Origin of the sequence: Paenibacillus sp. FSL H8-0034, assembly GCF_038000305.1 — a bacterium.
Classification (GTDB): domain Bacteria; phylum Bacillota; class Bacilli; order Paenibacillales; family NBRC-103111; genus Paenibacillus_S.
Map to the genome: position 1 here is coordinate 7,297,061 of NZ_JBBOBS010000001.1, position 24,372 is coordinate 7,321,432.

26 protein-coding genes are annotated in these 24,372 nt (G+C 46.6%); 3 read left to right on the forward strand and 23 right to left on the reverse strand.

What is annotated here, in order from left to right; translation table 11 throughout:
* The first annotated feature begins 22 nt into the window (after positions 1-22).
* Both NST47_RS32585 and NST47_RS32590 read left to right on the forward strand, forming a co-directional pair.
* Positions 23-637, forward strand: a complete 615-nt coding sequence (locus tag NST47_RS32585; protein ID WP_341158853.1) for a nitroreductase family protein — start codon at positions 23-25, stop codon at positions 635-637.
* A gap of 119 nt (positions 638-756) precedes the next feature.
* A complete protein-coding gene (locus NST47_RS32590; RefSeq protein ID WP_341158854.1) occupies positions 757-1,095 on the forward strand; it encodes a 2Fe-2S iron-sulfur cluster-binding protein in 339 nt (112 codons plus the stop codon).
* Between the two features lie 67 nt (positions 1,096-1,162).
* Here the strand turns inward: NST47_RS32590 and NST47_RS32595 are convergent, their stop codons facing one another.
* The 9 genes from NST47_RS32595 to NST47_RS32635 all read right to left on the reverse strand — a co-directional run bounded on the left by NST47_RS32595 (position 1,163) and on the right by NST47_RS32635 (position 8,200).
* Entirely contained in the window at positions 1,163-1,840 is a 678-nt protein-coding gene (locus NST47_RS32595) for a GntR family transcriptional regulator (RefSeq protein ID WP_076233993.1), read from the reverse strand.
* A 147-nt stretch (positions 1,841-1,987) separates the two neighbouring features.
* Positions 1,988-2,284 carry a hypothetical protein gene (locus tag NST47_RS32600; protein ID WP_240418280.1) on the reverse strand — a complete coding sequence of 99 codons (297 nt, stop codon included), beginning with the start codon at positions 2,282-2,284 and terminating at the stop codon, positions 1,988-1,990.
* 21 nt (positions 2,285-2,305) lie between these two features.
* Positions 2,306-2,779 (reverse strand): RidA family protein, encoded by a 474-nt coding sequence (locus tag NST47_RS32605; protein WP_341158855.1) that lies wholly within the window; start codon positions 2,777-2,779, stop codon positions 2,306-2,308.
* Positions 2,780-2,837: 58 nt separating this feature from the next.
* Positions 2,838-3,122, reverse strand: coding sequence for a 2Fe-2S iron-sulfur cluster-binding protein (locus NST47_RS32610; RefSeq protein WP_076233995.1), 285 nt, complete (start codon positions 3,120-3,122; stop codon positions 2,838-2,840).
* Positions 3,123-3,208: 86 nt separating this feature from the next.
* On the reverse strand, positions 3,209-3,682 hold the full coding sequence (locus tag NST47_RS32615) for a GlcG/HbpS family heme-binding protein (protein ID WP_076233996.1): 474 nt from the start codon (positions 3,680-3,682) through the stop codon (positions 3,209-3,211).
* A gap of 43 nt (positions 3,683-3,725) precedes the next feature.
* On the reverse strand, positions 3,726-5,204 hold the full coding sequence (locus NST47_RS32620) for an aldehyde dehydrogenase family protein (RefSeq protein WP_341158856.1): 1,479 nt from the start codon (positions 5,202-5,204) through the stop codon (positions 3,726-3,728).
* Positions 5,205-5,234: 30 nt separating this feature from the next.
* Positions 5,235-5,945 carry a TenA family transcriptional regulator gene (locus NST47_RS32625; protein WP_076233998.1) on the reverse strand — a complete coding sequence of 237 codons (711 nt, stop codon included), beginning with the start codon at positions 5,943-5,945 and terminating at the stop codon, positions 5,235-5,237.
* Positions 5,946-6,047: 102 nt separating this feature from the next.
* The gene (locus tag NST47_RS32630; RefSeq protein ID WP_341158857.1) at positions 6,048-7,451 is read right to left on the reverse strand and encodes a hypothetical protein; all 1,404 of its coding nucleotides are present in this window, start codon (positions 7,449-7,451) and stop codon (positions 6,048-6,050) included.
* 2 nt (positions 7,452-7,453) lie between these two features.
* Positions 7,454-8,200, reverse strand: a complete 747-nt coding sequence (locus tag NST47_RS32635) for a creatininase family protein (RefSeq protein ID WP_341158858.1) — start codon at positions 8,198-8,200, stop codon at positions 7,454-7,456.
* A 139-nt stretch (positions 8,201-8,339) separates the two neighbouring features.
* Here NST47_RS32635 and yyaC point away from each other — a divergent pair, with 139 nt between their 5' ends.
* Positions 8,340-8,927, forward strand: a complete 588-nt coding sequence (gene yyaC / locus NST47_RS32640; RefSeq protein ID WP_341158859.1) for a spore protease YyaC — start codon at positions 8,340-8,342, stop codon at positions 8,925-8,927.
* A 31-nt stretch (positions 8,928-8,958) separates the two neighbouring features.
* On the opposite strand, the gene NST47_RS32645 is transcribed toward yyaC, so the two are convergent.
* From NST47_RS32645 to NST47_RS32710, 14 genes are all read right to left on the reverse strand, one after another.
* Positions 8,959-10,353, reverse strand: coding sequence for a hypothetical protein (locus tag NST47_RS32645; protein WP_445667426.1), 1,395 nt, complete (start codon positions 10,351-10,353; stop codon positions 8,959-8,961).
* Positions 10,354-10,912: 559 nt separating this feature from the next.
* Positions 10,913-11,902: an aldo/keto reductase gene (locus tag NST47_RS32650; RefSeq protein WP_341158861.1), complete on the reverse strand. Its 990-nt coding sequence runs from the start codon at positions 11,900-11,902 to the stop codon at positions 10,913-10,915.
* Between the two features lie 77 nt (positions 11,903-11,979).
* Positions 11,980-12,828 carry an AraC family transcriptional regulator gene (locus NST47_RS32655; RefSeq protein WP_341158862.1) on the reverse strand — a complete coding sequence of 283 codons (849 nt, stop codon included), beginning with the start codon at positions 12,826-12,828 and terminating at the stop codon, positions 11,980-11,982.
* Between the two features lie 397 nt (positions 12,829-13,225).
* Positions 13,226-14,113 (reverse strand): ABC transporter permease, encoded by an 888-nt coding sequence (locus NST47_RS32660; RefSeq protein WP_341158863.1) that lies wholly within the window; start codon positions 14,111-14,113, stop codon positions 13,226-13,228.
* Positions 14,094-14,873 (reverse strand): ABC transporter ATP-binding protein, encoded by a 780-nt coding sequence (locus tag NST47_RS32665; RefSeq protein ID WP_076234003.1) that lies wholly within the window; start codon positions 14,871-14,873, stop codon positions 14,094-14,096. The genes NST47_RS32660 and NST47_RS32665 overlap by 20 nt, the downstream gene beginning before the upstream one ends.
* A 4-nt stretch (positions 14,874-14,877) precedes the next feature.
* On the reverse strand, positions 14,878-15,951 hold the full coding sequence (locus tag NST47_RS32670; protein WP_341158864.1) for an ABC transporter substrate-binding protein: 1,074 nt from the start codon (positions 15,949-15,951) through the stop codon (positions 14,878-14,880).
* A 28-nt stretch (positions 15,952-15,979) separates the two neighbouring features.
* Complete coding sequence (locus NST47_RS32675) at positions 15,980-17,026, reverse strand: Nif3-like dinuclear metal center hexameric protein (protein ID WP_341158865.1); 1,047 nt, start codon at positions 17,024-17,026, stop codon at positions 15,980-15,982.
* Between the two features lie 483 nt (positions 17,027-17,509).
* Entirely contained in the window at positions 17,510-17,863 is a 354-nt protein-coding gene (locus tag NST47_RS32680) for a Na-translocating system protein MpsC family protein (protein ID WP_341158866.1), read from the reverse strand.
* Between the two features lie 24 nt (positions 17,864-17,887).
* Positions 17,888-18,256 carry a DUF4180 domain-containing protein gene (locus NST47_RS32685; protein WP_341158867.1) on the reverse strand — a complete coding sequence of 123 codons (369 nt, stop codon included), beginning with the start codon at positions 18,254-18,256 and terminating at the stop codon, positions 17,888-17,890.
* 130 nt (positions 18,257-18,386) lie between these two features.
* Positions 18,387-18,908, reverse strand: coding sequence for an ADP-ribosylglycohydrolase family protein (locus NST47_RS32690; protein WP_341158868.1), 522 nt, complete (start codon positions 18,906-18,908; stop codon positions 18,387-18,389).
* Positions 18,909-18,919: 11 nt separating this feature from the next.
* Positions 18,920-19,270 carry an ADP-ribosylglycohydrolase family protein gene (locus tag NST47_RS32695; protein ID WP_341158869.1) on the reverse strand — a complete coding sequence of 117 codons (351 nt, stop codon included), beginning with the start codon at positions 19,268-19,270 and terminating at the stop codon, positions 18,920-18,922.
* Positions 19,271-19,412: 142 nt separating this feature from the next.
* A complete protein-coding gene (locus tag NST47_RS32700; protein ID WP_341158870.1) occupies positions 19,413-22,151 on the reverse strand; it encodes a glycoside hydrolase family 38 C-terminal domain-containing protein in 2,739 nt (912 codons plus the stop codon).
* Between the two features lie 54 nt (positions 22,152-22,205).
* On the reverse strand, positions 22,206-23,024 hold the full coding sequence (locus NST47_RS32705; RefSeq protein ID WP_341158871.1) for an endonuclease/exonuclease/phosphatase family protein: 819 nt from the start codon (positions 23,022-23,024) through the stop codon (positions 22,206-22,208).
* A 24-nt stretch (positions 23,025-23,048) separates the two neighbouring features.
* Positions 23,049-24,335: a CehA/McbA family metallohydrolase gene (locus NST47_RS32710; RefSeq protein ID WP_341158872.1), complete on the reverse strand. Its 1,287-nt coding sequence runs from the start codon at positions 24,333-24,335 to the stop codon at positions 23,049-23,051.
* Positions 24,336-24,372: the final 37 nt, after the last annotated feature.

Genomic DNA, 24,372 nt, shown 5'->3' on the forward strand with positions numbered 1-24,372 from the left:
ACGAAAAAGGTGGTAATTATTCATGAGTGATCAGCGTACTGTATTCGAACAAGCAACAGAGGAAGTTCAAGCACACCGCAAGCCCGAGTATCCCGTTACACCTTTATTTCTAAACCGCTGGTCTCCACGTGCATACTCAGATCAACCTGTTTCTGAACAAGATTTACATACGCTATTGGAAGCAGCTCATTGGGCACCCTCATCTTTCAATGACCAGCCTTGGCGCTTTATTGTTGCCAAAACCGATGAGCAGCTCGCTGTGTTCCATGATTTTCTTTCTGAATTCAATCGTTCATGGGCATCCAAGGCCCCTGTTCTCATCCTGGTAGCCTCCGATACAAAAAGAGAAAATGGCGATCCTAACGGTGCTCACGCCTTCGATAGCGGCGCAGCCTGGGGCTCACTGGCTCTGCAAGCCAAGCTGCTTGGATTGGTCACTCATGCCATTGGCGGATTCAGTAGAGACCAGGCACGCACCGCATTGAATATTCCAAGCACATGGGAGCTTCATGCTGTTATCGCACTTGGCTATCAAGGGGATAAGCTTTCACTTGCTGAAGGTCTGCGGGAGCGCGAATTGCCAAATACACGCCGTCCTCTGAACGAAGTTATTTTTGAAGGAAAAATCAACCTGTAATACATCCCTAATTCAACAAAGGAGACCACATGTCTCCTTTTTCTTTTTTGTTTATTTGGTATACCATAAACCAAAATACTATGATAAAATAAAGTCATACTTAGAAGGAGGGATACCTTATGCCATCTATTCATTTCCTAACATCAGGTAAAACCATTGAAGTACAGCCGGATGCCAATTTGTTAAGAACCTCCATTCGATACGAGGGCTCAGTCCCCTTTAAATGTGGTGGCGGCTTATGCGGAACCTGTCGCGTACGAATTGTGGATGGACAGGAGAATCTCAGTAAAGTCATGAAAAAAGAGCTCGATCGTTTAGGCAATGAATCCATTGATCAAGGATACCGCCTCGCTTGCCAAACCTTTATCGTTGGGGATGTTACAGTAGCCTGGGATGAAGCAGATCTCGAACGCAGAAACAAAATAGCACAAAGACGAATCGCCAATTCTGCTCAATAAAGAAACAAGCAAGCCTAAGAGCAGCAAGGTCAATTGGACCCTGCTGCTCTTGTTTGTCATGCTCAATTTACTCTCTTTCCAGTGCTTCCATATACGCTTTTTTGGAATTTTCCAGATGGATTTTGGTCAAGCTTTCGGCAAGCTCTCCCTCTCCGTTATACACGGCCTTGGCCAAATCCCTATGCTCATCCATAGCTTTACGCAGCCGTCCTGGAAGCTCATAGCCCAAATGGACAAAGGCCCGGATGTAATCGGACAGCCCGTCGAGCATTTGTGTTAATCTCGGACTTTGCGCTGCACGACAGATGACATCATTGATTTTAAAATGGAACTTCCAATCCACTTGGTCAAAATTCGATTTCGTCAGCGCTTGATCAATCTCTTCGATAATAACTCTCAATTCTTCACGGTGGGAAGGCTCCGCCTTTTGCGCCGCCATCTTCATGGCCAGGCTTTCCAGCGCCGCCAATATCGTGAAAATTTCAATAATTTCTTCCGGGGAAAGCTTGGACACAACGACCCCCTTACGCGGCAGCGTTTTGACAAAGCCCTGCGATTCGAGTCTGAATAATGCTTCACGAATCGGCGTACGGCTTACATTCAATTGATCCGCCAGCTCACGTTCAATAATGCGTTCCCCTGATTTATATATGCCCTGAACTATGGCTTGTTTGACATATTGGTAAACCTTATCCCGTATGGGGCTTAACTCTTCATCTTTCCATATGACTGGCGTGTCTGGCATCTGGTATACCTCCATGTGGTTATTTCCTTAAGTTTAATCGATATACGATTATAATTCCAACATTCAATTTACATCGCAAAAAAAAGCAACAAAGGGCAGGCTTATCATCTCCTGCACACCTTCATTGCTTTTACCGTATCGTCATGCTTATACCTTGAGAATTTTACTTTCCTCATCCTGATCCAGCTCATAAATTTCCTTTTCGATCTCGGCGGTCGTTTCGAACTTAGGAAATACCTTTAACGGAATGCTATTGTCGGCAAACACCTCGGACACACCTTGAATGACAATTCTCGCATCCTGACTTTTGATCCGGCATATCGAGAAGGTTGTCTTCTTTTTTCCAAAAAAATAGTATTCGTAGTCGGCGACCTTCTCCAGATTCGGATTGTCGGTTACCGTACGGTAACGTTCTGTGGTGGACACCAAAATAAATTCACTCATTGTCATTACCTCCACTTATCATCATTCATAACGAACAATCAGTTCCACTTCAACAGCAGCACCACCTGGTAACGAGGCAACCCCTATTGCCGAGCGTGCATGAACACCTGCGCTGCCGAACACCTCGACCAATAAGTCAGAAGCGCCATTCAACACGTAAGGAAGCTCGTGGAAATCTGAACCTGCATTGAGGAAGCCTTCCAGCTTCACAATACTGACGATTCGGTCCAAATCTCCGAGTGCCGAACGCAGCGTGCCCAGTTGGTTAATGATACATTGACGTGCTGCCTGATAGCCTTCTTCCTTCGTTAAATCCTGACCGATTTTACCTTTATATTTCAGCACGCCATTTGCTTTGGGGGTGACACCGCTCAAGTAGATCAACGGAGACACCATCGTATACGGTACATAATTGCCACTTGGCTTGGGAGCGGCTTCTAATTCAATATTCAATTCTACCAGCTTCGCTTCGATTCGTCCGTTAGGCTGCAGCAAGCACTAAACCTCCTCAGGCTGTTGTTAATGTTGCAACGCAAGCCAGCTTATCATGAGCTCATTCCTGAGTAATTTCCACATCTTCGTGAATATACAACTGACAGCAAAGTCGAAAACCTTCCTCCAGCTTGCCGTTCAGCATTTTCTTTTCCTTCCAGTTCGGTTCAGGAAGTCCCTCTCCCCCAGCTAAAACCTTGACCGTGCATTTGGTGCACTTCCCCATTCCACAGCCATATTTCAGATAAGGAAATTTTTTGATTCCCGCTAAAACAACCAGATTGCTGTTCGCACTGACTTCCTGTTGATACACTTGATCGTTGTGATGTAATTTCACAATGGGCATCGAAGCACCTCCATCTGCAGCTGAATCCAGGCCAAAGCTGTTGTCACCTCTTGCCAGCTCAAGGGCGCTTCTGGCCTCACTGCCGTTTATTTCTTGATATCTGCTACGGTAATCACTTCATATTCGTTGCCCAAATAGCTTTGCAGCGCCTTCAGTGCCGCCACACCCACAGCCGTATCCTGCTCTCCATTACCGCCACTAATACCCACGCCGCCCACAACCTCGCCATTCACTACAATCGGGAAGCCCCCGACAAAAATAGCGAATTTGCCAGGAAGCATCGCATGAATGCCGAATGCTTCCCCTGTAGTCGTTGCCGGTCCACCAGGTTGATTAAATAAATGGGTTGAACGCTTATGTCCACTTGCGGTAAAAGCTTTGGCAATAGCGATTTCCGGACCGGTAATTCGGCCGCCGTTCATCCGCTCCAACGCAATGACGTACCCGCCATCGTCAACAATACAGATCGTTTCCAGCGCTTTGGCATCGACCGCAGCCTGCTTGGCCGCTTCCATCATCACTTTCGCTTCTTCGAGTTCCAGCTTCAACACGGATTTCATCCGATTCCTCCATACGCGTCTGTCTTTGAATGCGTTCTACGTTTTACTCGATATTATGAGTGCCATTATAGATTGTTTTTTCCTGCAGGTAGAAATCGACTGCGGAACGTCCCGCCTCCCGGTAGGTGGCCGTACTGGACATTTTCATCCCGCCAAATGGCGCGTTATAGGCAACGCCTGTTGTCGGTCGGTTAATCTTCACAACGCCAGCCTCGATATGCTGAGTAAAGTATTGAGCACGGTTCGGATCGGTTGTGCAAATTGCCGCAGATAACCCAAATTCGATGTCATTGGCAACCTCGATGGCTTCTTTGAAGCTTTGTACACGAATAACTGATATAACGGGTCCGAATATTTCCTCCTGAGCAATTCTCATCCTCGGTGTCACATTAGTGAATATCGCCGGTTTTACAAAATAGCCGTTTGCGTATTCGCCATCGCTCAGATGCTCACCACCATACACCAGCTCGGCTCCTTCTGACTTGCCGATATTGACGTAATCCAATACATTGTCCAATTGACTTTTATTGGCCAGAGGTCCGATTTCAATCCCTTTGTTCATTCCATTTCCTATGGTCAGCGACGCCGTCTTGGCAATCAATTTGTCTACAAACAGCTCATGCACAGCATCCATCACAATGACCCTGCTGGTACCCGTACAAGCCTGACCCGTCAATTCGAAGCCGCCTTTGATAGCCAATTCAACCGCTTGATCAAGGTCAGCATCCTCGAGGACGACAAGCGGGTTTTTCCCGCCCAGCTCCAGCTGTACACGCGTTGATAAACGAACCGATTGGTTGATTTTCTCCCCGGCACCTGTGGAGCCTGTAAAGGTTACCGCTTTGACTGCTGGATGTGTAACCAATGGTTTCCCCGTTTGTGAAGCCGAACCGGTTATGAAATTAAGTACGCCTGCCGGCAAGCCTGCCTCATGAAGCACCTCAACGAGACGGAAAGCAATGAGCGGCGTATCGGAGGCTGGTTTGAACACTACGGTGTTGCCAGTGACCAGGGCCGGGGCGATCTTGCGTACGGGAATCGAAATGGGAAAGTTCCACGGGGTAATCACAGTGACAACACCCAAAGGTTCTTTTCTTGTATACACAAAAGTTGTTGGATCATCTGAAGGCAGCGTACTTCCGGCTACATTCAAGCCCTCTGAAGCGTAATAGCGCAAGGTCTGGGCGGAGCGTTTCACTTCCATCCGGCTGCTGGCCAACGTCTTGCCTTCCTCACGAGTCAGCTCCTCCGCGTACAGCTCCAGATTCTTTTCCAGCAAATCCGCTGCTTGATACAAAATTTCCGCCCGTTTGCTTGGAGCCGTGTAACGCCAGGTCTGGAAAGCGCGTGCTGCAGCTTCCATCGCTTGCTGTACATCCTCCTCACCAGAGGCTTGAAACCGTCCAACAATATCTGTGACCTGAGCCGGATTCGTACTGATGAAGGTGTCCCCGCTTATCGAGTCCACCCATTGTCCATCAATTAAGTTTTTGAAGGTTTGTACTGCCGTTTCAATCGCCATAACAATCTCCTTCCTTACTTATATTCATGCTTATCCTAATCCGAATTCACGGGATATCGCTGCAATATACATTCTGCGCATTTTCGTTGCTTCTTCCACTATGGCGATGCAGCGCTGTTGATCCTCCGGTGTTTTGGCATATTCCAACACAATTTGATAACCGCGTTCGCCGTGAATTTCATCAGACACGATATGCAGATCGAAGAATTCCACTTCTTCATCAGTAAACCCGTACTCTTCACGAAGCGTCGGTGTTTGTCGGCGGTAAATGGCAGGCACCTGAGATTCCAGGCCGACAACCAGTGCCGCAGTAGCGAATAAAAAGTTTTCCTTGAAAGCCATCCGATAGCACCAGGATTGCAGGCCGATCGTTTCTGGAAGCAGGTGCTCCATCGACTCCACACGTTCCCTTGTTGTACCGCATGCTTCACCGAAGCGGATCAGCAAATCCGTATGACGATCGCCGCCCAACTCCTCTTCCCACATGTTTTGCAGTAAAAAATCTCTCGCATCCTGATGCGGGCAGTTAGCAAATATATAAGCCAGGTATTCAGCAAATGGACCAACGTATGCGTAATGCTGTTCAACCCATCTGGCAAAATGTTCTTTCTTCAACTCACCATTCGCCCACATGATTGTAAAAGGAGCCTTAGCAACAGCGTTACCTTCAATTGCTTGTTCCAAAGCAGTGCGGAATTCCTCTTTGTTCATTAAGCGGGACTTCGTTGCGGTTTGTGTCATGGGTAATTCTCCTCTCAAATTGTAAGATGGTAGTTTTGTTGTTTTGGTATATTGTATACCAAATTTGTTATAGGTTTATTATTGACTGTCTGGGCTTATCTGTCAACCCATATTTTTCAGGGCCAGCAGCAGCACCATTGCCAGTAGTATATAAGCCGTTGTAAACGGCACATTCCAATTGGAAATTTGGTACGGACTCTCACTTGTCAGACTGGACATCATTCCCGCGGTTGCATTATAGGGACCCATGAGAAAGGCAGTCGCCGCCCCGGTCAACATTGCAATAGCGGTTAGCTCGACAGAAATCCCCAAGGACTGCGGATTCAGCGACTCCGCCGTTAAGGCCAAGCCTACAGCAGGATGCAAGCCGATAAAGGCGAGAGCAAGCGGAATCAAGGGAATACACAATAGAAACATATCGGCTCCTATGAAATCTTTTATCGCTATGATCGATAGGTTAATCTCATGTCCTGCACCCGTAGCTTGAATAGAAGCAATCAGGAAACCAGCACTCAAAAAGACAAAAAACTGTTCCCTCATCTTCAGCAAATGCTCGGACAGCATCGCTTTACCTTCAACTATAAAAGCTTTTCCTTTACCCAGCAGCAAAGACCATAGAAAAGCAAAAGGAATCACCAACATAGACACCAGAAGTAGAAAGCTGAACGACGTAAAGGTTTCCAGCACAAAAAGCAGACCATTAAATACGATAATCGCAGCAATAATGTGCATGGGATGATTCTTCTTGTTCTCCTCCAGCTGCTGCAAGCCAGACTCGACCGCACTTTCACGGACAGCAGAGGTTTCATCCAGAGCCAGTTGACCAATCAGTCTGGCCCGGCGGTTAGCAACCCGTTGTCCCATAAACCAATCCAGGACAAGGCCGAGTAAGCTGAACGGGATCATGATCGGCAAAATCGAGCTCCAACGAACGCCCGTCATTTCCACGATTACCCCGACAATCGGCGCCACCGGCGTCCACACAATCGGCATGCTGTAGCCATGTGTGATTGCTCTGCTAATAAATCTTTCTTTCTTCTCGATCGGATACAAGTCCAGTGCAGGACGAATCGTATGGTATACCATAGGCAGGGTGGCCACATTCATAAAGGAGCTTAATATATAAGACATAAGCGATGTAATCGCGTACAGCACCCCGGAATGCTTGATTTTGCTTTGAATCCTATGCTGCACCCGGAATGCATATTGCCCTAATTCAATCGGAAGAGCAATTAACGGAATGAGGGCGAACAAGCTTAATATATTAAGCATATTGCCAAAGCCAAGGATATAGCTGCTCCAAGGCGCCCTATGTACCCCTAACAAACTCATGCCCGTCACCAGAAATACGATGCCTAATCCTTGGACAAACCGCTTGACAGAGCCAAACACCATAAGTACTATACATAAGCTTACTATAGAAATGGTCCATTTCAGGAGGTCGCTCGGATATACAACCGAGACCAGATAAGCAGCGATAGCTCCAATGAAAATAGCTTGTTTCATATTTACAGCATGTCTTGAACAGCCGTGGTTAAGCGTTCCAGGGCCGTCTCGACAATTTCCTCTCCGATCTCCCGGGTGGCTTTGGTCGCATCACCAAGGCATCCGTTGCGCGTCATTTCCTCATAATAGTAAAAGCCTTGCAGCACCTGGCCAGGACGCAGCTTTTTCCATTTGCCCTCCGTCAAATCGGCTTTTTCCAGCTTATCCGGCCGTACCAGCTGCGGCGCCAAATACATGGCCTCGGAAACCTCGCGGTCGCAGCTATGCCCATACAGCTTGGATTCCAGCCTTCGATCCATCACATCTTTGGCTGATGCCGTCGTTTTGGCATAATAAATCTGAGTATCGAGCTCCCTTGTAAGCATCTCAACGGCTACCCCTAACGTAGCCTGATTACCTCCATGAGCATTCAAAATAAGAAACTTCTGAATGCCGTGATGCTGTAACGATTTGATCATATCTCTCAAAATGGCAATTAATGTAGTCGGCTCCAGAGAGATTGTACCGGGAAAATGCATATGGTGCGGCGATATTCCCATATTAATAGTAGGTGTCAGAATAGCTTCCGGATATAACCGCTCGGTTAATCGTTTACCCATTTCCTCTGCAAGAACGGCATCACAGCTTTCAACCATATGCGGCCCGTGCTGCTCATGAGCTCCGAGTGGTATAATCGCTATTTTCACTGTTGTAAGAGCCTGCTCAACCTCCGGCCATGTCATCTGTGTTAAACAGTAAGATGTTGCCATTGCTTTAACCTCCTCTCATTATATGATATATTGTTCATTGTATACCATAAATAATAAACACTCACATGTATTTTTGTTATTTGTTGTGAATTGGTTTATGATTTATAGAGATTATTTACAAGGAAGCGGGTGCGTGCACATGCTGCATCATATCCACTATCTGGATAAGAAATCAGCAGCCTTTTTATCGGAGGCATTGATCAAGCATTTTTCCAAAAAAACCGACTATACGGAAATCGTCGTCGTCTGCATCGGGACAAACCGTTACTCCTGGGACTCCTTAGGCCCCGTTGTCGGGAGCCGATTGTTCGAACGACTCGAAGGCAATCGTCATGTCCATATTTACGGTACACTGGATAAGCCGGTTCATGCGCTGAATTTACAGAGAACCTTATCCTATATCGCCAACAGGCACAGCCAGGCTTACATCATCGCCGTTGATGCATGTCTGGGTCAATTTTACAAAATCGGCACGCTTCAATTGGTAGAAGAACCGCTTGGTCCCGGAGCCGGACTTGGCAAACAGCTGCATGCCATCGGCCATATCCATATTAAAGGCATCATTAATAATCATGGCCCTCTCAATCATAAGGTTATGGAGCATACAAGCTTAACCTTTGTTAACGAAATGGCCGCTGTCATCAGCCGGATCTTGGTCAAGGCCAGTCAGGAAATCATTCCTCATCTGTTATCCGTTAATCCCAAGGACAATCAGGCTTCAAGCTAAGCCTTAACTGGAAAATCCCAACCACTGCTTATCACCAAACCAGAATAGCTATGATCGTTGATACGGAGAGTCCAATAATGACAGGCAGGAAATTTTTGCGGGCCAGATCAATCGCAGAAACACCTGCAAAGCCCGCAACCGCAACGAGTGATGACCAAGCAATTAACGTTCCTCCGCCTGACCATACGGAGCCCATCTGTCCGATTGCAGCCAAAGCCGAAGGATCCATACCCACCGTAGGTGCTAATGCACCAGATAATGATCCTGTTAACGGCAGTCCGGAAAATCCCGAGCCTTCCAGTCCGGCAATGATCCCAATCACCAGAATACCAAATGCAGTTATGAAGCTATTAGAAGGAATTGCATATTGAATGGACATAACCAGATCATAGAGAAAAGCGGGTGCCGCTACACCTTCGCCCAGCGACAGGATGCTTTTGGAGAAATCGGCGTTGCCAAGAAAGAAAAATCCCGCAATCGGAATAACAGGTCCCATCGCTTTAAAAGCAAACACAAAGCCTTCGATCAGATGCTCACTAATATTGTCCAAAGCCTTGAATTTGGAAAACACCGTACAGGATAGAATAAGCAGGATGACCGCCACACCACCGATAAAAGCAGCCCCATCTCCTCCCTCGAAGCCTCCCATGCTTGTGCCCCCGAATTTACTTGCTGCCATGACCACGATCACGCCGAGCATCGACAACGGAACCAATATGGAAAAAAACTTTGACCACCGATGGACGGTAGGATCAACCGTTTCGATAGCTGCTGCAGCTTCCAAATATTCATTGCTCATCTGAGTTTTAATCGCAGCCGCCTGTTTATCCCGAAGCTCGGTCGTAACAGGCTTACGAATCGCTTTACGATTCTGCAAATAAGCTCCACCCAGTGACACAGCACCGGTTATCAACGATAATATCATCGCTTTATCGGCAACCAGAGCTGTAGGTAAACCCGCCCCCTTGGCGCTCAGCATCGGTGCGACCTGCATAACATAGTCCGAAGATAATGCCATCCCTTGTCCAGCAAGAGCAATCGCCATCGCCGCTCCCATTGCCGGAAGTCCAACACGAATCGCCGCAGGGATCAAAAGCGCTCCGATTAGCGGGACTGCAGGGGTAGGCCAAAAGAACAGCGAGATTACATAGGTGACTAATGCCAGTACAAAAAATGCAATGTGACCGTTCACCATCAGCTTTTGGATCGGCTGCACCATTCGCCTGTCCGCACCGATATCGCGAAGTGATGCCAATAGAGCAACCATAAAAGTGATAATCAGAAAAATTGTGAAAAGTTCCTTGGCTGCCGTCAAATTGGCATTGTATACCGCTTGAAATCCGCTGACTATACTCCCCTTGTAGATCCATCCAATCAGGAAGGTTCCAACCAACGTCGGAATGATTACACCTCGTCGAAATAACATTACCAATATTACTCCTACTGTCACTAAAGCATACATCAAATGCGAGATTGTAATCATTGACATCCCTCGTTTCAGCGATTATTTGCCTTTCAAACGAATTGTATCACAGATTATTAGATCTTAATAGGGTTTTATGGCATTTGGTATACAATTATTTTCTGATTTATTAGATATTACGACTTTTCAATGATTTAACGGGGGATATATGTGTTATGTTTTCTCACTTAAACAAAATATCTTTAACAAGATGTCTTCAGTTATCCATCATTTCCTTGCTTCCACCCCCTCTTTATGATATTTAAAGTCTATTCTACTTTTAAAAATAATTTGAAAGCGCATCCATTAGTATATTAACATACTTTCAAGTAAAATATAAGGTTTATTGTATATGGTATACAAAATTATTTTAGTTCAATATATCCGCAAAAATCGTTGGAACAACAGCAGGTAAATATCATGAAGTATATGCCGTTAACTCCAAGTTACCTTTATATGGCTACAACAAAAAACGAAACGTCTCCTTTGGGGCAGCCGTTTCGTTTTGTAATTAACTTGATATTTATTTCAAAATAGCATCGATGCGTGACAGCTCATCCTCGGTGAAATCAAGCACACGCAACGCATCAACAGCATCTTCGATCTGGCTTACTTTACTTGCCCCGATCAAAGCAGAAGTTACCCGACCTCCGCGCAGCACCCAAGCCAATGCCATCTGGGAAAGCTTTTGCCCACGATTTGTGGCCAGCACGGTTAACTCTTTTACTTTTAATACCCGCTCTTCATTAATATCCTCCGGCTTCAGGAACACACTGGGTCCTGCAGCACGTGAATCAGGCGAGATCCCGTTAATGTAGCGATCTGTTAGAATCCCTTTTTCTAATGGTGAGTAGGCAATGCTGCCAATGCCTTCCTCTTCCAGCACATCCTGCAATCCGTTCTCTATAGATCTGGACATCATGGAATATTTAGGCTGATGAATCAGGCACGGCGTACCCAATCTCTTCAATATGCGTGACGCCTCACGCGCTTCCTTGGCCTGGTAATTGGAGATTCCCACATACAGCGCTTTTCCTTGTCTCACAATGAGATCAAGCGCCGCCATCGTTTCCTCCAGCGGTGTATTTGGATCCGGACGATGGTGGTAATAAATATCCACATAATCCAGCTGCATCCGTTTTAAGCTTTGATCCAGACTGGCGACCAAGCTCTTCTTGGAGCCCCATTCGCCGTACGGTCCTGGCCACATGTAATAACCAGCCTTAGTCGAAATGATCAGCTCATCGCGGTAAGCGGCCAAGTCATCCTTTAACAATTTACCGAAGGTTTCCTCTGCCGATCCCGCAGGGGGGCCATAATTGTTGGCCAAGTCCAAATGGGTAATTCCTAAATCGAACGCCCTTCTAACCAAAGTTCTTCCATTCTCTAAGGAATCAATACCTCCAAAATTATGCCAAAGCCCCAATGAAATAGCCGGAAGCTTTAACCCGCTGTTTCCGCAATACCTATATGTCATCTTGTCGTATCTTTGTGGATCTGCCAAATACCCCATAATATGTACCTCCTCTAAGAAATTAATAACATTGTAACGGACAACTACCACAAATCCAATGTCATCAAGGATGAACTTTATGGAATAATGTCTGAATCAATGAGAAGAAGCCGATAATGCTTTGGTGAAACACCCTTCATTTTTTTGAACATTTTTGAAAATAAAAGCGAGTCCTTGTATCCAACAGAGCTTGCCACCTCTCCTATGGAGTAGCTGCTTCTCTCAAGCAATTCAGCAGCTTTGTCAATCCGATACCGGAGAAGGTACTGCTGTGGCGGTATGCCTACCGACTCCTTGAATAAGACGGATATATATTTTCTGTCCAATCCCAGAAAGGAAGCCAACTGGCTTACTGTAATATTTTCGTTATAATGGGCATGGAGAAACTCTATACTCTGAAGAACGTATTCATCCTGCTTTTTCGGATTCGTCTGTGCTGTAGGATAAGCTGGGACTACACTCACCAGGACTGATAAAAACTCGTACATCAAAGCTTTTATTGCTAAATCCCGGGTTACCTCCTGGGAGGAGGCTTCCGTTAGTTGATCAGATAGCCCGGGCATAACTTTCCAATCCATCGGAATAATAGGCTGCTCCGGAGACAGTCGGGTACGAGACAGGATCGATTCCACTTGTGCTCCATGAAAGGCTACCCAAGAGTATGTCCAGGGATCTAAGCGATCCGCTTCATAAAAGGTGATGATTTGCGGGTATATCAGAAAGGCTTGGCCCGAAGATAATGAGTACGTTTGATCTCCAACCTGAAGCCTACCTTTTCCTTTGTGAATAAAATGAATCTTATATACATCTCGGACCCCTGGTCCTGCGGAATGCCCGGGAGCGCAATCTTCCTTCCCCCAATAGAGGAGGTGCAGGTCCGGGTCATCCCGAAACAATCGTTCCTGATTGTACTTAAATGTAACCACGTCTTGTCCTGCTTCCCTTGTGAAATGAATGCCGAGCCACTGCGCTCTATAAAAAAGAGAAGCCTGATTTCTCAAGCTTTCCAAGTTGATGATTTGATATTATCAGAAACCGGGCATCATTGTAACTTAATATCTTTGTATTTTTCTAATTTTATTTAATGACATTAATAAAAGCCGCTTTCCTCATAAATACAAGGAACAGCGGCTATGATTTTTTTAAACCTTTAGAAGACCGGTGAATACAGAGCGGAGCGGCCAAATGGTCCTGGAGAAGCGTGAGCGCTCGCCTTTGTTTCCGTAATTTTACCGCTAAATCTCTTATACAATCAAAAAAATGCGGAAACAACAGCGATCGGAGGGATATTTGGCCGCGCAGCGAGACTTATTCACCGGACTTCTAACCCTCCATATGGTATTTTTTCATCGCCAACCGTCCAATCACATTGACCAACCCATACAGCACCACCGATAACGCAGCCAGCATCGCAATACTGACCATAACCATATTCATCTGAAACACTTGACCACCATATATGATCATGTAACCCAACCCCGCCTTGGACGATAAAAATTCTCCCATGATCACACCGACCAGCGTCAAGCCTACATTCACCTTTAACGTTGCGATTACATTCGGTATACTCGCGGGCAGCAGCACCATACGCAGCATTTGCCAATGGGTAGCACCGAACGATTCCATCAGCTTGAGCTTTGTTTTGCTAATTTCCTTAAAACCGCTCTCGATCATGATGATCGTCACTATAATCGAGATCGCAATGGCCATACCGTAAACCGAATAACGATCACCCAGCCATATATAAAATATAGGGCCGAGCGCGACCTTGGGCAGTGCATTCAACACGACAATGTACGGCTCCAGCACCTTGGAGGCAAAGGTCGACCACCAAAAAACAATCGCAATGCCGATCCCAAGTACCATCGAAACCACAATGCCAATCAAGGTCTCCAGGCTGGTCGTCCATGTATGCTTGAATAAATTCCCTTTTACCGCAAGCTCCTGAAAAGAGGTAATTAACTGCGATGGCCTGCTGGTCAGCATCGAATCTACCCATTTCCACTGGGCAGCCAGCTCCCATAGGACGATAAAAGCAGTAAATACCAGCAGCTGTGCCAGGCGAATCATCCACAACCTGCGCTTTTGTGTTTTCAAATACTGATGGTATTGCGGCGATCTCGGCTTATCCTTAACAGTGATCAAAGTCGGGACTTGCTCTATCCGTGCTTCCGTAACGACGGAGGGCTCACTAGCCGGTAGCGACGACATGTCCTTCCAACTCCTTCCATATGACATTGAAGTATTCCTTATAGCGAACTGCTTCCCGCTTTTTCCACGGCGTGACATCCGTTCCTTCACCCAGCTGTATCGAGTAGACGGTGGAAATTGTACTCGGTCTCTTGGACATGACCATAACCCGGTCTGCCATACTGATCGCTTCCGATATATCATGGGTAACCAGAATCGCCGTCTTGCCTTGATCCTTAATAATTCCATAAATTTCATCGGCCAAGGTCAGACGGGTCTGATAATCAAGCGCGGAGAACGGCTCATCCAGCAGCAAAATATCCGGCTCGGTCACCAGCGTACGAATTAACGCCACCCGTTGGCGCATACCGCCTGAGAGCTGCGAGGGACTGTGATGGGCAAAACCACCCAAGCCATAACGCTCCATCAAATCAAGCGCCTTATGCTCGGCTTTCTTTAAATCCATCTTGCGAATTTCGGCTCCTACCAGCAGATTGCTCAATATATTGCGCCATTCGAACAAATGGTCATGCTGCAGCATATACCCGACCTTCGGAGAGGTGCCCGATACCTCCTGCCCGTCAATAAGCACCCTGCCGCTTGTTGGCTTCACCATACCGGAAACGAGGGAGAGCAGCGTGCTTTTCCCACAGCCGCTCGGACCCACAATAGAGATAAATTCCCCCTGCTCAATGGAAACATTAACGCTTCTCAAAGCCTCTGTTTCCTGCTTGATCGTGAAGTAGCTCAAGCCAATATCGTTTAATTCAATTTGTGCCATAGGCTTATTTCCCTGCCTTTCCGATATTTTTCACAAAACTCATATCTACGACCGCTCCCATATCGCTTAATTTTTGCTCCGGCTTCAGTACATCGTTCTCGATCAGCATTTTTTGCAAAGTTTCAAATTGCTCTGCAGTCAATTCAGGAACAGCCGACCAGGTATCCTGCTTCTTGTATCGGTCGATCGATTGAATGATAATATCCTTCGGTGTTTCTTCGAAAAAAGGCATCAAGGCTTCGGCAATTTCATCAGGTGAAGCTGTGTTCAACCACTTGGTTCCTTTGGCAACAGCATTAACGAATTTCTGAATCGTCTCTGGATTCTTCTTAATATAATCCGATGTTGCGACGTAAGAGGTTTCCGGGAATGGACCAAACGCTTGTCCTACAGCTGCTGCATAGAACGCTTTGCCTTCCTTTTCCAAAGTAGAGGCGATGGGCTCGAACACCTGAATAAAGTCACCTTTACCGCTTGTAAAAGCGCCCGCCATTGCCGGGGAAGCGATATTCGTGATCACATCGGCCTTCACCTTTTCCTGCTGCAGCTTGGAGTTCAATACCATTTGCGGAGCACTGCCCGGACGCCATCCGACTACGGATTTCCCCTCCAGATCGCTCCATTTAAAGCCATTCAGCTTGGTCCGGGACAGCAGGAAGGAACCGTCCTTGATCGTCAGCTGGTGGAAAATTTTGAGTGTTTTATCCCCTTTTTGATTATAAATATAAATGGCGGTTTCCGGTCCTACCAATGAAATATCGGCCACGCCGGCAATTAAGGCGGCTGCTCCCTTATCCGAGCCCTGTGCCGTGTTCATATCGACGTTCAGTCCCTCTTCCTTAAAAAAACCTTTTTGCATCGCGATATAATGGGGAGCATAAAAAATCGAACGGATGACCTCGGAAAATTTAACGGTCTTGATTTCCTCGCTTTTCTTGACCTCAGTTTTTACTTCCATCTTCGCTTCCGCAGCCGGTTTCGCACTCGTTTCCGTCACAGAAGCGGTTCCACAGCCCGCAGTAATCGTCAATAGCACAGTGGATAACAGCAGACAACCCAGTTTGTTCATCTTCATCATGGTTTGTTCATCCTCCCTTATATAGGTGCTAATTTATTTGAACAGCGAGTGGTTGTCCCGAAACCAAATGCGTTCCAGCCATCTCCCTGCCGTATTCAACCATTTTTTGAAAACCGACCTCTTTTAAGGGCACAGCTGTTATCCGTTCTCTTAGCAAGAAGATTTCGACTTCGGGAAGCAGCATTTCCAAAGCGTAAGCAAGCGGGAGACCATTCTCCAAAATTTCAACGGAATGTGGATTGCCTACGATAAAGTTAAGTCCGTTTTCCTTGGCGTACTTCACAAAAACATGATCTTCTCGTACCCTGCTGATACTGACAATAATCGTATCGGTTTCCGGATACATATGCAGCGCAAGCTCCAAATGCTCAAGTGAAAATCCGGTATGCGGGAAAAAATGAAGAATGTGCTTTACCTTACTATCCGGGGTACCGCTGAGCAGCTGCGCCGGATTAGCCAGCGTCGCTTCCTCAAGTGAGGCTTCACCACGAATGGCCCGCTCTGCCTCCAACAGATCGAGATCGATATCACGTCCCATCAAGCCGTCAATTCTGGCCAATATATCACCTGTGGTTTTCACTTCCTCCAGTGCAATGCCCTTGTGAAGCACATTGCCTGGAATGCCGCCAAAGCAAATGTCTGTTTTCAGCTTATGGTGCCCGTGCAGCAGCGTCAGTCCGGGATGCAGTCCATGAAAAGCCTCGTGCATTTCAATAAGCGCCAATCCATACAAGGGCAAATAATCCGCAAAAGGTACCCCTCCCGAGCTGGCTGCATCCGCAACCGGATGATGCACGATGATCAGATCAAGCTTCATGGCGGAAGCCAGCTCAATAACCGATTCAGTCAAAGTCATCCCGACTCCAATACGTGACACCGGCTTGTGCTTGTCTCCAAAAATCAGCCCAGGGATTTCAAGCACGCTTTTACCCGGAATATTGGAGGTTTTCATCACGACATACGGATTGACTCCAGCCGTGATCTCATTCCAATCCATAACCATTCTCCCCTTGGAAATGGTGTTCAGCGCTTCGACTACGTGTCTTGCTTCTGTGCGGGTTTTGGGTGCTTTCATAGACTTCTTCCTTTCTGATTTGGATCAAAACCATATACAAAAAAACCGCTATTATGAGCATACTAGGACACTAAAGTCCCGTATATGTCACAATAGCGGTTGTAAAGCTCTCCACGCGGAGTTCCTTATGACCTGCTATATGTATGATTGTTGCTTGAACATTACAATGGAATCCGATCTCTTTGGTGTAAAAGGATTCGATTCCTTAATAGGTTCAAACATCATATTCAACACTGGTTAAGCATGACTGCTGGTGAAAATATAGAATGTTTATCTCTTGTTAGGTAATGTAACACAATAAAAACAATAAATCAATCAAAAATTGATTTCAATGAATAAAATTAATAATCGAAGCGAATTTACGTCATATAACCTAACACAATACTCTAAACGGCAGCTACCATCTTTGTGCAAGCGTTTTCATATTTTATGATAACATACTTTTCAGGAAAATATAAGCTTTTTTTGTATTTGGTATACCGTTTATTCCAAATTATTTTCAAAAACAATAACGGTTCCTGAATATTCCGTTACGGGATCATAATCCTTCAGTACCAATTTCACCTTCAAGCCCAACGTTTGCTCTAACTGCTCCTTAAGCATTTTTTTGTTAGCCTCCATGAGCAGCGTATCCACACTGGCTGTCAAACTCCGATTCGATTCGTCAAGAATTTTCAAAGCAGGAATTCGTTTGTGTGTAGCAAAAATCAACACTTTATCACCGGAGATTTCAATCTTTTGCGATTTGATGCCCGTTCCGAATATTTCCTGATTAATCGAGTTATAAATTTTGATAATCTCCTGCTTCAAAACGCCAACCGGATATTGCTTTTTCATAGAGGCCCCCTTCTCCTATACGTGCTACTTCAACATGCTTAGCTTTTCAATCGCTTGTTGCTCGGTCGCCAAGAAAAAGATATCATTTCCGTTATTGGATTCATAGATGAAATCTCGCAGGCTTTGGCTTGAATACACCGAGAAATCCCCAACAATCGCCATCTTTACGCGATAATTGACAAACTTCTGAAGAATTTCGCCTGCTAGGCGAGTTTTCAAATCGAAAAAGCTGTCGCTTAGCAGAGATTTGTTTATCACGATACGATTACTATCGGTTTCATATTGTACCGTTGCGATAAGATCCAATGCCGACTGAACATCCTCTATTAATATCTCGCTGCCGCTCACGACGGCTATATTTTTCCCGCCTGCTTCTATTTTCGCTATATTCATAATCGCCCTCCTTATTGCTCATACTCACCATAAATAGTAACCATTATTTGTTAGTTTAACATGGGTCATACCCGATTGCATAACATGCTCATAGTCTGCTGGTAGCGAATCAAGATTTAGACGAAGCCACTTAACGAGTTCTTGCTTCCCGTAAGTCAAATATTCTCCCTGCCAGCTCATTCAGTTGATCCTTGATTAATATGACACTGCTGTAGGTATCCGGAATTTGTTCAAAGCCGCAGTGCACACCAGCCAATCCTCCGGCAATAGCACCTATCGTATCGGAATCACCACCAAGATTGGCCGCTTTTTGTACCGTGTCTGCATAGGAATTGGAATTTAACAAGATGTTCAGTACCCATCGAAAGGTGTGAACCACAAATCCGCTCGGTTCACAATTGGGCTCCGCAAACAAAATATCTTTATAGTCAGTATGTCGAATTTCCTGTTCGATGGCATCGGCAAGGCTCTCGTTTTGAAGCAATCTCCATACGATTCGGTTATAAATCGAGCAGGCTTCGTTGCAGCGCTCATCATAGTGTGTCATTTTGGACTGCATGCGGGAATACTTATCCACCTCAATCAGATTATCATAGACCAGACCTACAGGCAGACAGCGCATAAGAGAGCCATTACCGGCACTTTGTCCCATACTTTGATCGGTTAAAAAAAGGCAGCTTCAAACCAATTTCCCTCGAAGGTCGCCAGTACATGTCGAATAATATTGCCGATATCCTTGGGATCTGTCCGGTACCAATTCATAAATTGCTCCCCAATATACGGCATCGGGTTCAATGGATTGGCCAATATACCTTCAGCCACGCAGAGCGTCATCATCGTATCATCGGTAACTTCACCTTTTTCCAGCTCCCAGACGCCGCCGCCTATAATCTCAGTTAAATATCCATACTTCGCCTTGACCTCTTTACTGGTCATAAATTCCGTCGTGCCACCCAATGCATCCCCGATGGCCACACCGTAAAGACCACCTTTAATTCGATTGAAGACGTCCATGTTGCATTCCCCTTTCTTATGAAAGTACTAACCGTATTTTAGCACAGGTTAAACAGTGTGTTGCTAAAAGTGTGATGGACAAGTAAAAGAGGCAGCAAATGATGCTACCTCTATACTGAACACCGCAGGGTCGAACACAAAATTAATCGTGACCTTCTGTAAGGGTGGATTCGTGAAACCGCAAACGCAGTGTATGAACCTCAAAGCTTTGAGTAGAAAGGTACAGCTCTTGTTCATTTATATCCGGTTTCTTCAACAAGCTTAAAGCTCCAAGGTCATATTCGAGCAGGTCAGTCAGATAAACCTGGCTTACTTGAGCAGGCACTTGAATCGTTACCAGCCTTGGCTTCCCGATCCAATCACGAATTCTCAGAATGTAGCCATCCCCATCCTCAGCTGGTTTAAAGCAGGTCACTGCCATTCCATCCAAGCCGCCAGGGAGGAGTTCGAGCTGAACATTAACATCGTTGATACCCGATCGTTCAGCCGGAACCGTAAGTGCTGAGTTCATCGTTTCCTCGGCGGTTTGCCACACAGACCCTTCCACCCAATCCCCTGCGTGCGGGATTAGACGATACCGATACGTGAAGCTGCCGCCGGTCCATTGCGGGAAGTTCGTCCCCCACCAGTTATTGAATATGTTAAAATTCATTTCCGGCTTCTCCGGCACATAATCATGCTCAAAATCCCACATGCCATTGCGACCGATAAAAAATAGCGGAGAATCAAGAGGAATGATCGCCATCCCAACCTTGCCATCCGACACAACGACAAAATTTTCACAGCAGTTCAACAGGGTGCTGGAGGAAGGCACAATATCGGCAAGCGGGTCAATGACACTGCCCATTTTATTGATACGGTAGCTCGGATTTTTTAGTTGCAAAGGAAATAAGATATGACCGGATTCCGCTAAAGGCGTCTCCTCTTTGCCGTTAATCTGCCATTCCATATCGACAAAAGGAGAATCCTCCGTCAGCGTTACCGTCCACATGACTTCTCTGGCATTACCATAATCCATAACCGATTCCTGACTATTCCCAGCCACACACTCCACTTTGACAGCATGCTTTTCCTGTACAAGACGTATATGCCGCAATTCAGTCTGAAAGGAAAGCCGCTTCTGCTGCTCGGGATAATCGGTTTTTCCAAAGTCATGTACGCCCCAATCATAGAAGCGGTACGCATATTTTTTGATATAGCTCGTTATTTCCCGATTCGAATAAATGTTATATTCATACTGTCCAAAGCCCTGCGCGGACTCCGTATCCACCCATTCCTTATTCAGACGCTTATCAAACAGGCTGATGATCCATCCGGTTTTTCTATCTATGGTGACGACAACATATGGGTTCTCGATTACGGCCTGTGTCTCGCTTAAGCTTCCAAATGCAAGAGGTTTCTCCGAACCTTCGGTCCCGCTATGAACGTTCCCGCTGCTTGCAACGCATGCTATCGTCTTATATCCAAGTGCCGGTAGGCCCTTAACTTCCACCAACACACCATGCTCATCGTTAACTACCTTCAGCTGCTCACCGCTGACACAATCGATCCAGGTATCAAGTTCATTCGGACTATGCTCCAAATTGGCAGCAATACGAACCCAGGCATCACGCTGCCAGCCCAGATTATTGTACACACGCAGCTTTCTTTCCGAGCCATTATCAGCCGCAGATAAGCGGGTTGGATTCCACTGTGGCTGAACCTGCAGCCTTTCCTCTGCAGCCTGTATGGAGGCTTCGGCTTTATTGAGGTAATCGATCTGCTCCTGCCAGGACTGCTCCATCAATACATAACGCTCGCTGCGTTTGTCTTCGATAAACTCTGATTTTTCATACCGCCTCGGGAACTGCCTCGAGAACAAAAATGTTTTGCAATCCAGTCCCCACGTATGCTCCCCAAAATGAAGCGTATATTCATAAGCAGTATCGATAGCTTGCTTAATCTGCTGCTTATCCTCCAAGCTCAAAGCTTCACCTGCAACAAGCGAATTCATCGACAATGCACTTTCTACCGCTGCGATCCGCCCTCTCAGCTCGCGCACCCGCGATACCTCTCGTGGAGCGGTTCCGACACCATGAATCCATGAATCAGCCATGTCTCCGCGAATAACAGGCAGATCGGGATTCCGCGCCAGAAAGTCTTCGGCAAAATCCGTCAGGCTCCCGATATGCAGCTCAGCCTTGGACCCGCTAGCCGCAATGGAGGCCTTCATTTCCTGTATGTAGGAAGCCTCGTGCGGGCCATGATTGTCGCTCGTCTGGATCATAGCCAGCCAGATCGGATGCTCCCAATCCTCGGGTGGCAATATGCCTGAGCCATAGGCCCCTTTGGAGTAAAACGTGAGCAGCCGCTCGCCGTCCGGTCCCTCCCAATAAAATACAGGCGGAACATCGGGTGGTGTTGTAGCCGGATTGCAGCCTAAGTGCAGCACCTCTACACCTGCTTTTTTTAATAAAGAAGGCACGATCCAGGTATGACCTGGAACATCGGTCATTTTGGCATCTTTGGGGCGATAGCCGTATTGCTCGCTCAGACCGCGCGAAACGTACATCCCGCGTATCCATTCCTCCAGCCCGCAAAATTCCGTATGTGTGGTATAAGGGAGCATATGCCATATTAACTGGCGGTTTTCCAGAAATTGCAAAGCTTTGCGTTGGTCCTGCTCCCCGCTGCCCTCCAAGGATTGCAATAAAGGCCAGGACGACATAGTCCAAACATATTGTTCATGCTCCGCGTTGCCGTTCGTTTCCTCACAGATCTGGATGACTTCCTCCAGCATCTCTGTTCGGTATCTATGGACCACATCGGATACGAGTCCGGTGAATCCAATATCAAAATGTGTTTTGAAAACCACATAAATTTTTTCAAGATTAGTGTTCATTGCCTCTGTCTCCTCTACTCCGATATCATCCTTCGTTCCCTGGTTCGGAACAAGTTACTTCCCCTTCCCCTGCATACGAACAGGATCACTCAGCCTCAGCTGTGAAATAATCGGATAATGATCAGAAGGATATACGCCCTGCAGCTGGCGCCGATCCACCATCGTTGTCGCTACTTCTATTTCAGGAGAAACAAATATATAGTCGATAGGCTCACCTTCTTCGCCACCCTCAAAGGAATGGGCAGTGAGTCCAATAGGTCCGGATAATGCTGTATAAGCATCCTTGAGCCACGTTTGTTTGCCCATATGCTCCACTTCCCCGCGTAAAAACCGAATCGGCCAGTCGCCAGGATGACTGTTCATATCTCCCATTACGATTACAGGCAAACCAAACTCGATGTGCTGAGAGTGCAGGGTATCCCATATTAAAGCAGCACCCAGCTTCCGAGCCTGTTCTCCCATATGGTCCAAATGCGTGTTATATACAATAAACGGCTTAGATGATGCTTTGTGAAGAAAGCTGACCCAAGTGCAAATTCGCGGAAGATGACTATCCCAGCCTTTAGAAGAAGGTACCAAGGGTGTCTCCGACAGCCAAAACTGACCTTGATGCTGTACCTCAAGCTCAGCGGTTTTGTAGAATACAGCACAATGCTCGTTCTCATGCTCACCCATACGACCGTATCCAACCCAGGCATATTCAGGTACACGCTCCTGCAGATCGCTCAGCATCGGATAATAGCCCTCCTGGGTTCCAACTATGAGCGGATTATGATCCCGAATCATCTGTGCCACACTATTTACCCGATGGGGCCAAGCCGATTCTCCATCATCAGGTGTATGATATCTTAAATTAAAAGTCATCACAGTCATATTCATACGGGATTTACCTCGTCGTCATTTATTTTCATCAAAATAGATCGGGTTCGACAGCGCAGCCATCCGCATGGTATCTACGTTCGGAAATGTTCTCCACACCTCAGCGCGGACAAATCGCCTGCCTGCCGCATCCAGCGTAAGCTCCAGAGCACCGTCGTTGTTCACGGTTACATGTTGTTCCAGACCTTTGCTGCTAATAAGCTTCACTTCATCGCCTGCCAAGAGATGCTGGGCTTGCAGCTTCACGACTCCCGCTTCCCCTGCAGGCACTGAATTCCCCATTTTATAGGGTCCGCATTCTAATTGTACAAATGGCCCATCAGGTGCATAGCTAATGGTCACATGGCCCTTATCAATACCTGCCAATATCCCATTTACAGTTTTGGAGGACGCATATACCCACGTACACGGCATCGCATGCTTGACATAAGGATCAGGACGATGAACATCACTGCCGCCTATCACATTCAACTTCCTTCCACTCAACAACTGCTGCTGCCACCAGGCCAAAGTGCGTGCATTTCGTTCCGTCCAGGGGCCGTTCCAAATTTCCACCCAATCATGATCGACATCAAAATCCCATTCCCATGGACAATAATCGCAATGAGGATGGTTCAACACAATTCTGGCGCCCCGTTCGCGTGCAGTCGCTAGTCTATGGTTCACGTCAGCTTGGCTGCTTACCCGAAAATCATCCAAAGGGTCCGTTACACCAAGGAAATTGCTGTGACCAAAGTTGGTTGTAAACTCCATTCCCGGTATCATTACCAGGCTGGTGGTGCGTGGATAGGCCAAATTTTGACTGGTCGTATTGTGATCCGTCATGGTCATGAAATCGCAGCCCAGCTCCTCCATGATCGATGCATTCTCCTCCAACGTGTAAGTGCCGTCACTGTGCAGACTGTGCATATGCAGGTCACCCTTGAGCCAACGCGGGGTCATCAGGAAAAAGGTAATGGTTACCGTAACCTTGCAGCCCTCTTGAGGAATCTTATAAGCATTATGCACAACCGCCCATTCACCAGCGTCCAGAGATCCAGGCAAATATCCGGGTGTTGCCTTCTCCAACCCCATATTGAAAAATTTCCGCGCTCCGCCGCTCCACCCTCGGATTCGATTCAGGTCGCGAATTCCTAAATCGATAACCGCAATATCACCACCGGAAGACTCCACCTCATAGCTGACCTGAATCTCTTCCACATGCTGCGGCATCTCAAAAGGAACTTCGATATAGGAGCTCTGCTCCGAATGTTCAACGGTTCTGGTAAATGTAGCTGTGTGGCTTACTCTGTCCGTTTGGTTCATAGGGTTCCACCGTCTTTCATCATTTGTCTAAAAGTGT

What these genes read in the sequence shown, in the direction of transcription:
- NST47_RS32585 (WP_341158853.1), top strand. Translation starts at nt 23, where the DNA reads ATGAGTGATCAGCGTACTGTATTCGAACAAGCAACAGAGGAAGTTCAA.
- NST47_RS32590 (WP_341158854.1), top strand. Translation starts at nt 757, where the DNA reads ATGCCATCTATTCATTTCCTAACATCAGGTAAAACCATTGAAGTACAG.
- NST47_RS32595 (WP_076233993.1), bottom strand. Translation starts at nt 1,840, where the DNA reads ATGCCAGACACGCCAGTCATATGGAAAGATGAAGAGTTAAGCCCCATA.
- NST47_RS32600 (WP_240418280.1), bottom strand. Translation starts at nt 2,284, where the DNA reads ATGAGTGAATTTATTTTGGTGTCCACCACAGAACGTTACCGTACGGTA.
- NST47_RS32610 (WP_076233995.1), bottom strand. Translation starts at nt 3,122, where the DNA reads ATGCCCATTGTGAAATTACATCACAACGATCAAGTGTATCAACAGGAA.
- NST47_RS32615 (WP_076233996.1), bottom strand. Translation starts at nt 3,682, where the DNA reads ATGAAATCCGTGTTGAAGCTGGAACTCGAAGAAGCGAAAGTGATGATG.
- NST47_RS32620 (WP_341158856.1), bottom strand. Translation starts at nt 5,204, where the DNA reads ATGGCGATTGAAACGGCAGTACAAACCTTCAAAAACTTAATTGATGGA.
- NST47_RS32625 (WP_076233998.1), bottom strand. Translation starts at nt 5,945, where the DNA reads ATGACACAAACCGCAACGAAGTCCCGCTTAATGAACAAAGAGGAATTC.
- NST47_RS32630 (WP_341158857.1), bottom strand. Translation starts at nt 7,451, where the DNA reads ATGAAACAAGCTATTTTCATTGGAGCTATCGCTGCTTATCTGGTCTCG.
- NST47_RS32635 (WP_341158858.1), bottom strand. Translation starts at nt 8,200, where the DNA reads ATGGCAACATCTTACTGTTTAACACAGATGACATGGCCGGAGGTTGAG.
- yyaC (WP_341158859.1), top strand. Translation starts at nt 8,340, where the DNA reads ATGCTGCATCATATCCACTATCTGGATAAGAAATCAGCAGCCTTTTTA.
- NST47_RS32645 (WP_445667426.1), bottom strand. Translation starts at nt 10,353, where the DNA reads ATGTTATTTCGACGAGGTGTAATCATTCCGACGTTGGTTGGAACCTTC.
- NST47_RS32650 (WP_341158861.1), bottom strand. Translation starts at nt 11,902, where the DNA reads ATGGGGTATTTGGCAGATCCACAAAGATACGACAAGATGACATATAGG.
- NST47_RS32660 (WP_341158863.1), bottom strand. Translation starts at nt 14,113, where the DNA reads ATGTCGTCGCTACCGGCTAGTGAGCCCTCCGTCGTTACGGAAGCACGG.
- NST47_RS32665 (WP_076234003.1), bottom strand. Translation starts at nt 14,873, where the DNA reads ATGGCACAAATTGAATTAAACGATATTGGCTTGAGCTACTTCACGATC.
- NST47_RS32670 (WP_341158864.1), bottom strand. Translation starts at nt 15,951, where the DNA reads ATGATGAAGATGAACAAACTGGGTTGTCTGCTGTTATCCACTGTGCTA.
- NST47_RS32675 (WP_341158865.1), bottom strand. Translation starts at nt 17,026, where the DNA reads ATGAAAGCACCCAAAACCCGCACAGAAGCAAGACACGTAGTCGAAGCG.
- NST47_RS32680 (WP_341158866.1), bottom strand. Translation starts at nt 17,863, where the DNA reads ATGAAAAAGCAATATCCGGTTGGCGTTTTGAAGCAGGAGATTATCAAA.
- NST47_RS32685 (WP_341158867.1), bottom strand. Translation starts at nt 18,256, where the DNA reads ATGAATATAGCGAAAATAGAAGCAGGCGGGAAAAATATAGCCGTCGTG.
- NST47_RS32690 (WP_341158868.1), bottom strand. Translation starts at nt 18,908, where the DNA reads ATGGGACAAAGTGCCGGTAATGGCTCTCTTATGCGCTGTCTGCCTGTA.
- NST47_RS32695 (WP_341158869.1), bottom strand. Translation starts at nt 19,270, where the DNA reads ATGGACGTCTTCAATCGAATTAAAGGTGGTCTTTACGGTGTGGCCATC.
- NST47_RS32700 (WP_341158870.1), bottom strand. Translation starts at nt 22,151, where the DNA reads ATGAACACTAATCTTGAAAAAATTTATGTGGTTTTCAAAACACATTTT.
- NST47_RS32705 (WP_341158871.1), bottom strand. Translation starts at nt 23,024, where the DNA reads ATGACTGTGATGACTTTTAATTTAAGATATCATACACCTGATGATGGA.
- NST47_RS32710 (WP_341158872.1), bottom strand. Translation starts at nt 24,335, where the DNA reads ATGAACCAAACGGACAGAGTAAGCCACACAGCTACATTTACCAGAACC.